This window comes from Arthrobacter sp. Y-9 (genome assembly GCF_029690065.1).
In the GTDB taxonomy this organism is placed as follows: domain Bacteria; phylum Actinomycetota; class Actinomycetes; order Actinomycetales; family Micrococcaceae; genus Arthrobacter_E.
The window spans coordinates 1,184,920-1,198,861 of sequence record NZ_CP121463.1; the positions used below are offsets into that span (position 1 = coordinate 1,184,920).

Sequence of the window (13,942 nt, forward strand, 5' to 3'; positions counted from 1 at the left end):
AAGTCCGCGGAAAATCCGTGGGTCACGGCGTCATAGGCAGGGGGAGAAGGCGGTGCTCTGACTAGACTGAGGGCGTGAGTGACGCACAGTACCCGGCCCACGCTTCCGAACGCTGGGTCGCTGAGCCGGCCAAGAACACCTACCGCTCCGACTTCGAACGGGACCGCGCCCGGGTGCTCCATTCCTCCGCGCTCCGCCGGCTCGGAGCCAAGACCCAGGTGGTCGCCCCGGACACGGACGACTTCGTCCGCACGCGGCTGACCCACAGCCTCGAGGTGGCCCAGGTGGGCCGCGAACTCGGCCGGGCCCTCGGCTGCGATCCGGACGTCGTGGACACCGCGTGCCTGTCGCACGATCTGGGGCATCCGCCGTTCGGTCACAACGGCGAGTCCGCGCTGAACGACATCGCTCACGACATCGGAGGCTTCGAGGGCAACGCCCAGACCCTGCGCCTTCTCACCCGCCTCGAACCGAAGGTGCTCGCCCCGGACGGCACGCCCGCCGGGCTGAACCTCACCCGCGCCAGCCTGGACGCCTCGTGCAAGTACCCGTGGCAGGCCGCCGACGCCCCCGTGATCCACGGCCGCCGCACGAGCAAGTTCGGCGCCTACGAGGACGATCTGCCGATCTTCGACTGGGTCCGCGACAACGCCCCGGCGGGCCAGACGTGCATCGAAGCCCAGGTCATGGACCTGGCGGACGACATCTCCTACTCGGTGCACGATGTGGAGGACGCCGTCGTGGCGGGCCACTTCCAGCTGCGCTGGATGGACAACCCGGATCACCGCGCCCGCGTGGTGGGTTACACGCGGCAGTGGTACCTGCCCCATGCCGACCCGGCCGAAGTCGACGAGGCGCTGAGCCGCCTCGAGAAGACCGCCGTCTGGGTGCGGGAGGCCGACGGCAGCCGGAAATCGATGGCCGCCCTGAAGAACATGACCAGCCAGCTGATCGGCCGGTTCTGCCAGAGCGCGCTGGAGGCCACCCGCTCGGTCTACGGCCCGGACCCCCTGACGCGGTACAACGGGCAGCTGATGGTGCCGGAGGAGACGGTCATGGAGATCGCCGTCATGAAGGGCCTGGCCACCACGTTCGTCATGACCACGGACCACCGTCAGCCGATCTACGAGCGGCAGCAGGAGGTGCTCCGGGCCCTCGTGAGCGCGCTGACCGCCACGGGGGACAAGCACCTGGAGCCCATGTTCGCCGCCGATTGGCGCGCCGCGGACAGCGACGACGCCCGCTTCCGGGTCATCATCGACCAGGTCGCGTCGCTGACGGACGGATCGGCGCTGAGCCTGCACGAACGCCTCGTGGGCAGCCTGCCGTCGCTCTGGTGATCCCGCCGGTCTCCGTCCCCGGGCCGCCCCACCCACCGCGGCCGTCCCGGCTTGCCAGCCGGACTAGGATGGAACCGTGGCTGGACTGATCAAACGGGAAGACATCGAGGCGGTCCGCCAGCGCACCGATATCAAAGAGGTGGTGGACGGGTACGTCACCCTCCGCAGCGCGGGCATCGGCTCTTTCAAGGGACTCTGTCCTTTCCATGACGAGCGCAGCCCCAGCTTCCACGTCCGCCCGCAAGTGGGCACGTACCACTGCTTCGGATGCGGTGAGAGCGGCGACGTCATCTCCTTCGTGCAGAAGATGGACCACCTCTCCTTCAGCGAGACGGTGGAGAAGCTCGCGGCCAAGGTCGGCATCGAGCTCCGCTACGAGGACGGCGGCACCGGACCGCGCCGCGAGGACGTCGGCAAGCGCCAGAAGCTCCTGGACGCTCACAAGATCGCGGCGGAGTTCTTCGCCGCCCAGCTCCTGACGCCCGGCGCCATCGAGGGCCGCCGCTTCCTGGCCGAACGCGGTTTCGACCGCGCCGCCGCGGAGTCCTTCGGCGTGGGGTTCGCTCCGCAGGGCTGGGACGGACTGCTCGGCCACCTGCGCACCAAGGGCTTCCGCGACGAGGAACTGGTGCAGACCGGCATGTTCTCCACGGGCCGCGAAGGGTCCGGCCGGCTGTATGACCGCTTCCGGGGCCGGCTGATCTGGCCCATCCGGGACATCACGGGCGACGTGATCGGCTTCGGCGCGCGCAAGCTCTTCGAGGACGACAAGGGCCCGAAGTACCTCAACACCCCGGAAACCCCGCTCTACAAGAAATCCCAGGTCCTGTACGGGATCGACAAGGCCAAGCGGGACATCGTGCGCGGCCGGCAGCTCGTGGTGGTCGAGGGCTACACGGACGTCATGGCCTGTCACCTCGCGGGCGTCACCACCGCTGTCGCGACCTGTGGCACGGCCTTTGGCGGGGACCACATCAAGATCGTGCGCCGGCTCCTCTCGGACGACGGCACCGGTGGCGAAGTGGTCTTCACCTTCGACGGCGACGCCGCGGGCCAGAAAGCGGCCCTGCGCGCCTTCGAGGAGGACCAGCGTTTCGTGGCGCAGACGTATGTAGCGGTCGAGCCGTCCGGCGCGGACCCCTGTGAACTCCGGCAGCACCGGGGTGACCAGGCCGTGAAGGATCTCATCGACAGCCGCAGGCCGCTGTTCGAATTCGCCATCCGGGTGGGCCTGAAGAAGCACAATCTGAACACCGTGGAGGGCCGGGTCCAGGCGCTCCGGGAGGCCGCGCCGATCGTGGCACGGATCCGCGACGGGTCGTTGCGTCCGGCGTACACCCGCGAACTGGCCGGCTGGCTGGGCATGTCCATGGAGGAGGTGTCCCGCGCGGTGCAGACGGCCGCGCGCCGGGCCGCCGCGGCGCCGTCGTCGTCGGGCGATCAGGGGGGAGCGGCCGTGCAGGAACCGGCGGACAGCGCGCCGCTGTACGGCCGGCCGGATCCGCGCGATCCGGCGGCGGCCATGGAACGGCAGTCGCTGGAGGTGGCGCTGCAGCAGCCCCAGGTCCTCGACGAGCGTCACTGGCAGATGTTCTCCCAGGCCCATTTCGTGGTGCCCGCGTACCAGGCCGTCCACACGGCGATCCGTGCGGTGGGCACCGCTCGGGGTGCAGACCCCGTGACCTGGGTGGAGACGGTCCGAGCAGAGGTTCCGGAGCCGCTGCGGGGCCTGGTCTCGGAGCTCGCGGTCGCGATGATCCCTGCGCCCGATGAGGATGCCCTGATGCGGGCGTGCCGGGACATCCTGGCCCGCCTGTTCGAGCTGGACATCACGCGTCAGAAGGCCGATCTGCTCGGTCAGTTGCAGCGCATGGGCGCCGACGCCGATCCCTCCATGGTCCAGGATCTGAACCGGCAGCTGCTCTCCCTGGAGATGCAGCGGCGGTCGCTGCGCCAGAACGCCTGAGCTTCCTCAGGCAGGCGCGGTGGCCCGATTTCATGTTCGGGCTCCGGCTCTGGTAATGTCTTACTCGCTTCGATCCTCCTTAGCTCAATTGGCAGAGCATTCGACTGTTAATCGAAGGGTTGCTGGTTCAAGTCCAGCAGGAGGAGCTTTCGCCCCGGGTGGGCGGCCTGAAACGGCCGCTGACCCGGGGTTTTTCTTTGCCCGGAAGGGCTATTCCGGGCCGGGAAGGACCTGGGGAGCCGCTCAGCGCTCCGTCAGCGCTCCGACGGCGTCCGGCGCGGCGCGTCTACGGGCTTCCCGGAGGCCTGAGTGGCCCGCAGGGCGCCGATCAGGCGTTCGGTGCACCCTACGATCACCAGGAGCCCTCCCAGGAGGGAGACGCGGAATCCGCCGGTCACGAACGCGTCCATCGCCACCAGCAGCAGGCCGATGCCGATCAGCAGCGGGCCGAACGTCCCGTCGGCCTTCCGTGCACGGTCCGGTCCTGGTGTGTTCTGCGTCTCCTGTGGCGTCATGCGGCCAGACTACCCGTCCGGCTCAGCGCCCGCTTGTCACGCGCTCCTCGAACGCGGTCCACCCCGGGGACAGGAGGGCGAACGTGGCCTCGAGGGATGCCCGGGGATCCTCCGTGCGGTCGAGGAACGCCCAGGTCTCCAGCGCGTAGTGGGAGAAGACCTGGATGAACGGGTCCGTGGCGGGCAGGCCCAGCTCGTCGGCGATGGTCAGGATCAGGGCCTTCTCATGCCGCATCCACATGGACCGCTCGTACTCGCGGAGGGACGGCGCGGCCTGGACCATCGCGTCGAAGGCCGCCACCTGTGCGCCGTACTGCTCGTGCTCTTCCATGACCGCGCGAAGCCACTGGTGGATGGCGGTGCAGATGGTCATGCCCGGCTCGCGGTTCCTGACCGCAGCCAGGAGGGCGTCCCGGATCTCGTCGTCCTCGTCGTAGACCAGGGCCTCCTTCTGGGGGAAGTGGGCGTAGACGGTGGCGAGGGAGACGTCGGCCCGCTCGGCCACCTCCTTGATGGTCACGGCGTCGAAGCCGCGGTCCTGGAAGAGTTCGAGCGCGGCGTCTGAGATCGCCTTGCGGGTCGCTGCCTTCTTGCGTTCCCGGCGTCCCGGGGTGGTGGTGTCGGCCATGCTCACCAGGATAGTCGCTCTAAAACTAGAATGACTCTAGTTTTAGTGTTACTCTAGCGACATGTCCCTGAACTCCTCCCCTCCAGCTCCGCCGCCGTCTCCGCGCCGCGCCTGGTTCATGCTCGTCGTCCTCACCATGCTCACCGTCGTCGGCATGACGGTGGTCCTGCCCGTCATGCCGTTCATCGTCCAGGAGTACCTCCCGCACGGCGACCCGAACCTCGCCATCTGGGTCGGTGTCCTGGAAGGCGTCAATGCCCTCTGCGCCTTCCTCGCCGCTCCCTTCCTCGGAGGCCTCTCGGACCGCGTGGGCCGCCGGCCGGTCATCATCATCGCCTCGTTCGGGGCGGTCATCGGCTACCTGGTGTTCGGCATCGGCGGATCCTTGTGGATCCTCCTGCTCGGCCGTGTCATCCAGGGCGTCACCGCCGGCGACCTCCCCGCGCTCTTCGCCTACACGGCGGACATCACGCCGGCCAAGGACCGCGCCAAACGCTTCGGTCTCCTCGGCGCGCTCAACGGCATCGGTTTCATGATCGGCCCGGCGCTCGGCGGTCTCCTCTCCGCCATCGACATCCGACTGCCCGTCTTCGCCACCGCCGTCGTCGCCTTGCTCGTGGCGATCCTCGCGATCTTCCTGCTGCCCGAGTCCCTCGCGCCCGAGAACCGCACCCCGAAGCTCGCGCTCGAAGAGCTGCATCCGGTGAAGGTCCTCTCCGACGCCTTCCGCCGGCCCGGGCTGCGCGGTCTGCTGCTCGTGTTCGCGCTGATGATGATCCCGTTCGCGTTCTTCACCAACAACTTCAGCGTGCTGGCCATCGACGCCGTCGGCTGGAGTGCGGCCCAGATCGGCTTCCTGGTGGCCGTCATCGGCGTCCTGGACATCGCGGTGCAGGGCGGCCTGCTGGCCGTGCTCCTGCCCAGGATCGGCGAGAAGAAGACCATCATCATCGGCATCCTGGGCCAGGGCCTCGGCTGCGCGGCGCTGGCCATCCTCGCCTCGGTGCTGGCCCAGCCGTGGCTGCTCATCGCCGGCGTGCTCATGCTCGGAGCCTCACAGGGCCTCACGCAGGCGCCGCTGGACGGCCTCATCTCCAGCTCCGCGGGCGACGACGAGCAGGGCCGCGTGGCCGGAGCGCTCCAGGCGGTAGGGTCGGCCATTCAGATGGCCGCGCCGATCGTGGCCGGTCTCCTGTACAGCGGAATCGCCCACCTGGCCCCGTACCTGCTGGGTGTGATCTTCATCGTGGCTGCGGCGGTGCTCTTCTCCCGGCTGAAACTGCCGCGCAGCGCCCACGAGACGCCACGCGGGGAAGAGGCCGTGGTCTGAGCCGGCGTCCCTGAAGTGGGGCGGCGGGCGGGGTCCGATTTCATGTTCGGGCCCCGCCTCTGGTAACGTCTTACTCGCTTCGATCCTCCTTAGCTCAATTGGCAGAGCATTCGACTGTTAATCGAAGGGTTGCTGGTTCAAGTCCAGCAGGAGGAGCTTTCACCCCGGGTGGGCGGCCTGAAACGGCCGCTGACCCGGGGTTTTTCTTTGCCCGGATTCTGTCCGGGCGCTGTGTCCGCACTCCGTGCCCGGGCGCGCGACGGCGGTCAGCGTACCGGGTGCAGGGCCTCCCAGTCGCGGCGGAGCAGCCCGTAGACCCACGAGTCGGAGACGACGCCGTTCACGACACAGTCCTCGCGCAGCGTCCCTTCCAGGACGAATCCGAGCTTCTCCAGCACCCGGGCTGAGGGCGCATTGCGGGTGTCGGCCTCGGCCTGCACCCGGTTGAGGTCAAGAGTGCCGAACGCCCACTGCAGCAGCGCCCCGGCGGCTTCGGTCGCGTGGCCCTGGCCCCAGGCGGACTGCCGGAGGCAGTATCCGAGGGACGCGCTCCGGAAATCCGGGTTCCAGCTGTTGAAGGTGATCCAGCCGAGGAACGCCTGATCGGACCGCCGTTGGATGACCAGCCGCGTGCCGGTGCCCTCCTCGGCCAAGCGCCGGTTCCCCGTCAGGAAGCGCTCGACGGCGGAGCGTTCCGTCCACGGCGGCGAGTCCCAGTACCGCAGCACCTCGGCATCGCTGTTCAGGGCGAAGAGCTCCTCGCCGTCGGCCTCGGTGAACGGCCGCAGACGCAGACGGGTGGTGTCCAGGGTGGGAGGGGGAAGAGTCATGCAGCCATCCTGCCACGGTCGATCCGCCGCGGTGCCTGGGACCTTCGGGTGTGCGCGTGTGCGCGACCCGGCCTGGGCCTACTTCCGGTTCCGGCCCCACGGACCGGGGTTGAGCCGGTAGAGCACCGCGGCGCCGATGAGGGCGCCGAACACGATCCCGAGGGCGCCCTGCCCGATCGCCCGGCCCGCGAAGTACCCGAGCACGCCGCCGATGAGCGCTCCGACGAAGAGGCCGCGACCGTTGCGGTGCGCCTTCTTCCCGGAGCGGGGGTCCGACGGGTCGCGACGCCAGGGGGCCGCCACCCGGGCGCCGGACGCACGCAGGGCCCGTGCGCGCTCCCTCGCCCCGCGGAAGGGGGAGGTGCGGCGTGGGCGCGGGGCGTCGTCGTGGGTCACGTGGTCAGCCTAGGCGATCGCGGGGACCGAGCGGGGCCGGATGATGAGCCACAGGCTCAGGATCCCGACGCCGATGCAGGCGATCATGATCGCGGCCATCGGCACGGCCGAGTCGGTGCCGAGCAGCCCGACCACGGGGGAGAGGAGGCCCGCCGTGAGGAAGGTGCTCGCGCCCAGGAGCGAAGCCGCCGTGCCTGCGCGGTCGCCGTGGCTGGCCAGTCCGAGCACCTGGACGCACGGGAAGCAGAAGCCTGTGCACATGATGTAGAATCACAGGGGGATCGCCAGGCCGAGGAGGCCTGCGTGGGAGGCATCCGCCACGATGATCAGCAGGGCGGAGACGATCTGGCCCACTGTCGCGAAGGCCAGGATCCACTGGGGTCCGACCTTTTTGATCAGTCGCGAACTGATCTGGACGCCCGCCACGATGCCCAGCGAATTGATGCCGAACAGGTAGCCGTACTGCTGCGGGGTGAAGCCGTAGAGCCGTTCGAACAGGAACGGGGAGGCCGAAAGGTAGGAGAACAGGCCCGCGAAGTTCATGCCCGCCATGATGAGCACCCCCACGAAGATCCTGTCCGTGAACAGCACCCGGTAATGGCTCAGCACGCTCGTGCCGGACACGCGGCGGCGTTCCACCGGAAGCGTCTCGCGGACCAGGAACAGGCAGCCCAGGATGACGAGCGCGCCGTATCCGGCCAGGAAGAGGAAGATGCCGGGCCACGGCGTGATGAGGAGCAGCTGGGAGCCGATCACCGGCGCGAGGATCGGCGCCAGGCCGTTGACCAGGGACATGGCCGCGAACATCCGCACCATCGAATACCCTGCGAAGAGGTCGCGCACCATGGCCATGGAGACCACGCCGCCGCCGGCCGCGCCGATGCCCATGAGAACGCGGAAGATGCCCAGCGGCACGATGTCGTGCGAGAAGGACGCGCCGATCGACGCCAGGATGTGGAGCGCGGTGGCGCAGAGGAGCGGCACCCGCCGCCCAACCTTGTCGCTCAGTGGGCCCACCAGCAGCTGACCCAGAGCGAAGCCGACGGTGGTGCCCGTCAGGGTGAGCTGCACGGCCGCCTGGCTCACGCCGAGGTCCCGTTCGATCGCGGGGAACGCCGGCAGGTACAGATCGATGGTGAAGGGACCCAGCGCGGTGAGAGCGCCGAGGATCAGAACGTAGGTGATCTTCTGCCGCCGGGACATGGCGGAGCCAAGGGAAAGGGTGGGGGTGGTCACCTCCACTATCTTAAGCGGCGGCTCCACCCCGGGAAGGGGCGCGGGGACCACTCGATGCAGGTGAACGCACATGAACATGGCGACGGCGGAACCTCCACGACCGTGGCGCAATGATAGTTTTGTCCAAGGCGGGGCTGTCCTCCAGGGGTCGGTCTGCCGCCACCGTGGCCCTGGTCACGGCCTTTTCTATCCGTCGAGTCGATGTGAGGCGAAACTGATGAGCGGACGCCATGCGAGCACCGTACGGCCCCAGACAAGCCTCAAGGCGCTTCCGGCGACAGCCCGGAGTGCGGCCCAGCTGTTGCCCCGCCAGATCCAGGACGAGATCACCCTCGCCCAGCTGGAACTCAAGGACAAGGGCGTCAAGGTAGGCATCGCCTCCGCCGGTTTCGTCGCCGCCCTCCTCTTCGTGGGGCTGCTCGTGATCGCGCTGGTGGTCGCCGCCATCATGGGTCTGGCCACCATCATGCCGGCCTGGCTCTCGGCTCTCATCGTCTCCGCCGCGTTCCTGATCATCGCCGGCATCGGCGGCCTGTTCGGGTTCCTCAAGCTCAAGTCGGCCATGCCCCTGATGCCCGCCGAAGCGATCCGCGGCTTCAAGCACGATCTGGGGATCGTTAAGGAGGGCAGCGCGTTCGACGCGAGCATCCTCGACCCGGAGTCGCCCGCCGCGAAGGCCGCCGCCGAGGCGAAGGCGGCAGCCAAGGCCAAGGCCCGCGAAGAGGCGGAGGTCAAGGCCAAGCAGAAGCTCGCCGAAGAAGGCCCCGCACCCACGCAGCAGCAGATTATTGCCCGCCTCGATGAGCGCCGCGCCCACCTCACCGGCATCCGCGACGACCTGGGTGTCCAGCTCGACGTCAAGACCCAGGCCCAGGGCTTCGTGTCCGAGGTCAAGGAACGCGCTGAGTCCGTCCGTGAGTCCGCGCAGCAGCGCTTCGCCGGCGCCACCGCCGGCGAGAACGGCGGCATCGCCGGTGAGCTGGCCCAGCGCTGGAAGCCGATCGCCGTGGCCGTGGCGGCGGGCACCGCGTTCGTGGTCCTTTTGCGCAAGCTCATCAAGTCCTGACACGTTCCCGGCTGGAGCCGGGCTGGTTCGACGGATTCGCACGGAGGAAGGGGGAGGATGAAGCTCATCGGCGCTGGCGCACGCCCTGGCGTGCCGCAAGTCGACCATGACCGCATCCTCACGGTCCCCAACGTCCTCACGGTGATCCGGTTCCTCGGCGTCCCGCTGTTCATGTGGCTGGTCCTGGGCGTCCACGAATACGGCTGGGCCGTGGCGGTGCTCGCCGTCATGGGGTCCACCGACTGGGTGGACGGCTATGTGGCCCGTCGTTTCGACCAGACCTCCAAGCTCGGACGTATCCTCGACCCCGCCGCCGACCGCCTCGCGCTGATCGCCGTGGCGGTGACCCTGGTCCTGGCCGGCGTCGTGACGTGGTGGTATCTGGCCGCCCTGCTGGTCCCGGATCTGATCCTCGGCACCGCCTCCCTCCTGTACTTCCGCAGCCACCCGGATCTTCCTGTCAGCGTCGTCGGCAAGGTCCGGACGGCGCTGCTCCTGCTCGGAACCCCGCTGCTCGTGCTGTCCGAGTTCGCCGGCGGGCGGCCCCTGGCGATCACGGCCTGGGTGCTGCTCGGCCTGGGCCTCGTGGGTCACTGGATCGCGGCCATCGGATACTTCGCCGCCATCATCCGCAAAGGCCGCCCGGTGCGGGAGGCGCGCGTCGCCGGGCACCGGGAGGAAGCGGACCCGGCCGGCGCGGCGGGCGACGTCGACGGCGGCGCGCGGAACGGCGTGGTCGTGCGCCCTGAGACGGGGGAGAAGGACGGTGAGGACCGGTGATCTGGTTCGCAGTCATCCTGGCGATCCTCGGCGCGTTCTGCCTGGCGATCGGCGCCCAGCGGCAGGGGAGCGCCGTCAAGGCGGACACCGGTGGTCTGGCCCTCGGATCCAGCAGCTTCGTCCGCCTGCTCCGCAATCCCCGCTGGCTCCTGGGCCTCGCTCTGCTCGCCGGCGGCATGATCATGAACTGCATCGCGCTGATCTCCGCGCCGCTGACGGTGATCCAGCCGATCGGCGCGATCGCGCTCGTGATCACCACCGTGGTGAACTCCAAGGACCAGGGCCTCAAGATCAACCGCGCCACCGTGGTAGCCATCTCGGCCTGCGTCACCGGCTCCGCGCTCTTCGTGCTGCTGGCGGTCAACGCCACGCAGGAGAACCATCATGTGGCGGCGTCGGATGAACTGGCCGTGGTGCTGCTGCTGGTCCTGGCGGTGGGGGTGTTCGGCTCCCTGGCCGTCGGCTTCCGGCACCGTCTCAACGCTTTCGTCTACATCCTCGGCGCCGGGGTGCTGTTCGGTTTCGTGGCGGTCCTGACCCGCATCATCGGCCGCCACCTGCTGGACCCGAACGGCCAGTTCCTGCTCAATGTGCCGTGGTACACGGTCGTGGCGATCGCGGCAGCGGGTGGTCTCGGCTCGTGGTTCGTGCAGAGCGCGTACTCCGGAGGCCCACCGGATCTCGTCATCGCGGGCCTGACGGTGATCGACCCGATCGTCGGCATTGCGATCGGCGTCACCATCCTCGGTGAGCTGCGTCCCGATGTGCAGCCGGTGATCGGGATATCCATGATCGCAGCGGCATGCCTTGCTATCGTTGGGGTGATCGCCTTGTCCCGTCACCATCCCGAGGTGACCAAGCGCAAGAAGGAAGCTGAACGGAAATCGGCCGGTAAATCGGCCTAGGGCCACAGCCCGCGACCCACCAACGCCAGGAGAACCTCACCCATGACGTCCACCGACGGCAGTAAGCCCCTGACCATTCTGATCGCCGCGGACACGTATCCGCCGCATGTGAACGGGGCCGCGCAGTTCGGCTACCGTCTGGCCAAGGGCATGACCGCTCGCGGACACCAGGTGCACGTCCTGGCGGCCCGCGCGGACAAGGGCAAGAGCTACACCGAATTCCGGCCGGAGGGCACGGTGCACCGGATCCGCTCCCACGCGGTGCCCACGCACGACTCGTTCCGCATCACCTTCCCCTGGGAGATCAAGAAGGAGATCGCGCTCCTCTTCGACAAGGTGCAGCCGGACGTGGTCCACATCCAGAGCCACTACATGATCGGCGAACACGTGCTGTACGAGGCCGTGAAGCGCGGCATCCGCGTGGTGGCCACGAACCACTTCATGCCGGAGAACCTGAATCCGTTCCTGCCCTTCCCGCAGTGGCTCAAGGACCGGATCGGCCGCATCTCCTGGAAGGACATGGGCAAGGTCATGGGTCAGGCCGACGTCGTCACCACCCCGACGCCGCTCGCCGCTCGCGCCATGCACCAGCATGCTTTCCTGCACCAGGTGTTGCCGCTCTCCAACGGCATCGACACCCCGGCATACGAGCTGCAGCCCGGCGAGGTGGTGGAGAAGAACCCGTACCCCACCATCCTGTTCGCCGGCCGCCTGGCCGAAGAGAAGAACATCGACGTCCTGATCAAGGCGATCGCGCGGCTCCCGAAGGAGCTGAACGTCCACCTGGAGATCGTGGGCGGCGGCGAGGTCCGTCCCGCTCTGGAGCAGCTCGTGGCCTCCCTGGGTCTGGGGGACCGCGTCCGGTTCCTGGGCCTCGCGCCCGACGATGAGCTGCGCCGCGCCTACATCCGTGCCGATCTGTTCTGCATGCCGGGCACGGCCGAGCTGCAGTCCCTGGTGACGCTGGAGGCCATGAGCGCGTCCACGCCGGTCGTGCTGGCCAACGCCATGGCGCTGCCGCACCTGGCCGAGGACGGCGTGAACGGCTACCTGTTCGAGCCGAACAACGTGGTCGACCTGACCGAGAAGATCCGCCTGGTCCTGGACCAGCCGGAGGAGGCCCGCAAGGCCATGGGCGACGCCAGCCACGAGATGGTCCAGAAGCACAGCCTGGAGAACACGCTGAAGACCTTCGAGGACATCTACCGCGGCGCCGCCTACGAGGACCTGCAGGTCTGAGACTTCGCGCCCTTTGGGGCGTCTCCATGACAGGCACGACGGCGGCTGCCGGGTAGACTGTCCGGGTGCCGTTTCGGGATCTTGGACTTCGTGGCGGCGCCCCGAGGGGGTATAGCTCAGCCGGTTAGAGCAGGGGACTCATAATCCCTTGGTCCTGGGTTCAAGTCCCAGTGCCCCTACCACGTTGTATACGTGCTGACCACGCCTTCCGGATCGTTCAAGACCGTGTGGTTCCTGAATCGCCCTCGTCGTTCCGACGGGGGCGATTTCCGTCCACGGGGTACTCTCACCGGCAGCGCGTCGCTGCCGCCGAACCCGCCTACAGCCTTTTTCGCGGCTCGTCTCGTCGTGGCACTTGTGCCCCGTGAACTCTTCCACTTCTCAGTCGAGTGTGGAACGGTTCGTGAGTGGAGAACCTGGCTCGTGAGATCCTCGCCCCGTCCATGCGCGACCTCGAGTCGTCTGGGTTGAGTCTTCCTGCAGTGGATGTGGAGCATTCGCCGCGGTCGACGGACGAGGTCGTGATGCTCCTCGCCCCGGATGGTACGGGCGTGGGATTCCGCGCTGGCCCCTGGGAGGACCGAGCGCTGTTGATCGCGCGCGCCACCGAGAAGGTTCAGGAGTGGGCCCTTGAGCAATGCCAGGACACCGGAGTATCCAACTGGCCGCCTTGTCCCGTGCACCCGGGGAGTCACCCCCTGTTCGTGACCGTGGATGAGGGTGCGGCGGCCTGGTCGTGCACTGTGTCAGGCATTGTCATTGCCAAGGTCGGCGCCCTACTGCACTGAGTGAAACAGTGCGCTGAGTGAGACATTCACTCGAACGACGAAGCGCAAGCGCGGGGCGCCCCCGTTCGACTCGCTACGTGACAAGCCCTCGCACTACCCTCATCCCAAGCCGTCGCGATCACGTGCGGCCCGGCCGGATTCCGGTCCACTGAAATGCCACGAGAGGGATCCGACATGCCGGAGAGAATTCAGTACGGGCCGGGGAAAAACCAGTGGGGCGACCTCTATCTTCCCGAGGGGACGGCGCGCGGGGTCGTGGTCGCGATCCACGGCGGTTTCTGGCGGGAGCGATACACGGCGGAGGACACTGTCGACGAGTCCGAGGATCTGGCGGCCCGCGGCTTCGCTGTCCTCAATCTGGAGTACCGCCGCGTCGGTGACTCCGACGGAGCGGGCGACGGCGGCTGGCCCGCGACGGGAGAGGACATCGTCGCCGGAATCCGTGCCCTGCAGGACACCGCGGTGAGCGGCCTCCCCATCGTCCTGCTGGGCCACTCCGCGGGCGGTCAGCTCGCCGCCTGGGCCGCGGGGCACGTCGAAGTCGCGGGCGTGGTCAGTCAAGCCGGCCCCTTGGCGCTGACCGAGAGCGCGCGACTCGGCATCGGCGATGGGGCCGCCGTGAACTTCCTCGGCGCGACCCCCGAGGAGAACCCCGCGGTGTACGAGCAGGCGGACCCGCTGAAGAACATCCCCTTGAGCGTGCCGCTCATCGCACTGCACCCGGGCCTGGACAAGATCGTGCCCTTCTCGTTGTCGAAGGAGTACGTCACGGCAGCGCAGGAGGCCGGAGCCGACGCTCGGCTGATCCAGGTCGAAGGCGATCATCTCGCCATCATCAGGCCTGGCTCGGAGGCCTATCAGGTCAGTGTTGACGCGATTCAGGCGATCCTCGGCCACCAGTCCCGGTGACACTCGACTGACGC

At 68.3% G+C, this 13,942-nt stretch carries 12 protein-coding genes, 3 tRNA genes and 1 pseudogene; 11 read left to right on the plus strand and 5 right to left on the minus strand.

The window, feature by feature from the left end; translation table 11 throughout:
• Window positions 1-74 precede the first annotated feature (74 nt).
• The 3 genes from P9849_RS05125 (at window position 75) to P9849_RS05135 (ending at window position 3,452) form a co-directional block, all read left to right on the plus strand.
• Window positions 75-1,340, plus strand: a complete 1,266-nt coding sequence (locus P9849_RS05125) for a deoxyguanosinetriphosphate triphosphohydrolase (RefSeq protein WP_278268600.1) — start codon at window positions 75-77, stop codon at window positions 1,338-1,340.
• 76 nt (window positions 1,341-1,416) lie between these two features.
• Complete coding sequence (dnaG, locus tag P9849_RS05130) at window positions 1,417-3,306, plus strand: DNA primase (RefSeq protein ID WP_278268601.1); 1,890 nt, start codon at window positions 1,417-1,419, stop codon at window positions 3,304-3,306.
• 73 nt (window positions 3,307-3,379) lie between these two features.
• Window positions 3,380-3,452 (plus strand) — tRNA-Asn (locus P9849_RS05135).
• Window positions 3,453-3,560: 108 nt separating this feature from the next.
• Here the strand turns inward: P9849_RS05135 and P9849_RS05140 are convergent.
• Window positions 3,561-3,821 (minus strand): hypothetical protein, encoded by a 261-nt coding sequence (locus P9849_RS05140; protein ID WP_278268602.1) that lies wholly within the window; start codon window positions 3,819-3,821, stop codon window positions 3,561-3,563.
• A gap of 22 nt (window positions 3,822-3,843) precedes the next feature.
• Window positions 3,844-4,449 (minus strand): TetR/AcrR family transcriptional regulator, encoded by a 606-nt coding sequence (locus P9849_RS05145; RefSeq protein ID WP_278268603.1) that lies wholly within the window; start codon window positions 4,447-4,449, stop codon window positions 3,844-3,846.
• 61 nt (window positions 4,450-4,510) lie between these two features.
• Here P9849_RS05145 and P9849_RS05150 point away from each other — a divergent pair, with 61 nt between their 5' ends.
• Window positions 4,511-5,779, plus strand: a complete 1,269-nt coding sequence (locus tag P9849_RS05150; protein ID WP_278268604.1) for an MFS transporter — start codon at window positions 4,511-4,513, stop codon at window positions 5,777-5,779.
• A gap of 83 nt (window positions 5,780-5,862) precedes the next feature.
• Window positions 5,863-5,935, plus strand: a tRNA-Asn gene (locus P9849_RS05155).
• 110 nt (window positions 5,936-6,045) lie between these two features.
• Here the strand turns inward: P9849_RS05155 and P9849_RS05160 are convergent.
• From P9849_RS05160 to P9849_RS05170, 3 genes and pseudogenes are all read right to left on the minus strand, one after another.
• The gene (locus tag P9849_RS05160; protein WP_278268606.1) at window positions 6,046-6,609 is read right to left on the minus strand and encodes a GNAT family N-acetyltransferase; all 564 of its coding nucleotides are present in this window, start codon (window positions 6,607-6,609) and stop codon (window positions 6,046-6,048) included.
• Between the two features lie 78 nt (window positions 6,610-6,687).
• Window positions 6,688-7,005, minus strand: coding sequence for a hypothetical protein (locus tag P9849_RS05165; RefSeq protein WP_347567917.1), 318 nt, complete (start codon window positions 7,003-7,005; stop codon window positions 6,688-6,690).
• Window positions 7,006-7,014: 9 nt separating this feature from the next.
• Window positions 7,015-8,208: pseudogene (locus P9849_RS05170) on the minus strand (multidrug effflux MFS transporter).
• Window positions 8,209-8,458: 250 nt separating this feature from the next.
• Between P9849_RS05170 and P9849_RS05175 the strand changes: the two are divergent.
• The 6 genes from P9849_RS05175 to P9849_RS05200 all read left to right on the plus strand — a co-directional run bounded on the left by P9849_RS05175 (window position 8,459) and on the right by P9849_RS05200 (window position 13,928).
• Window positions 8,459-9,307, plus strand: coding sequence for a phage holin family protein (locus P9849_RS05175; RefSeq protein ID WP_278268607.1), 849 nt, complete (start codon window positions 8,459-8,461; stop codon window positions 9,305-9,307).
• A 57-nt stretch (window positions 9,308-9,364) separates the two neighbouring features.
• Window positions 9,365-10,087: a CDP-alcohol phosphatidyltransferase family protein gene (locus tag P9849_RS05180; RefSeq protein ID WP_278268608.1), complete on the plus strand. Its 723-nt coding sequence runs from the start codon at window positions 9,365-9,367 to the stop codon at window positions 10,085-10,087.
• Window positions 10,084-10,992 carry a DMT family transporter gene (locus P9849_RS05185; protein WP_278268609.1) on the plus strand — a complete coding sequence of 303 codons (909 nt, stop codon included), beginning with the start codon at window positions 10,084-10,086 and terminating at the stop codon, window positions 10,990-10,992. The genes P9849_RS05180 and P9849_RS05185 overlap by 4 nt, the downstream gene beginning before the upstream one ends.
• A 42-nt stretch (window positions 10,993-11,034) precedes the next feature.
• The gene (locus P9849_RS05190; RefSeq protein WP_278268610.1) at window positions 11,035-12,231 is read left to right on the plus strand and encodes a glycosyltransferase; all 1,197 of its coding nucleotides are present in this window, start codon (window positions 11,035-11,037) and stop codon (window positions 12,229-12,231) included.
• Window positions 12,232-12,336: 105 nt separating this feature from the next.
• Window positions 12,337-12,413: transfer RNA gene (locus P9849_RS05195), tRNA-Ile, on the plus strand.
• A 780-nt stretch (window positions 12,414-13,193) separates the two neighbouring features.
• Window positions 13,194-13,928 carry an alpha/beta fold hydrolase gene (locus P9849_RS05200; protein WP_278268611.1) on the plus strand — a complete coding sequence of 245 codons (735 nt, stop codon included), beginning with the start codon at window positions 13,194-13,196 and terminating at the stop codon, window positions 13,926-13,928.
• The last annotated feature ends 14 nt before the right edge of the window (window positions 13,929-13,942 follow it).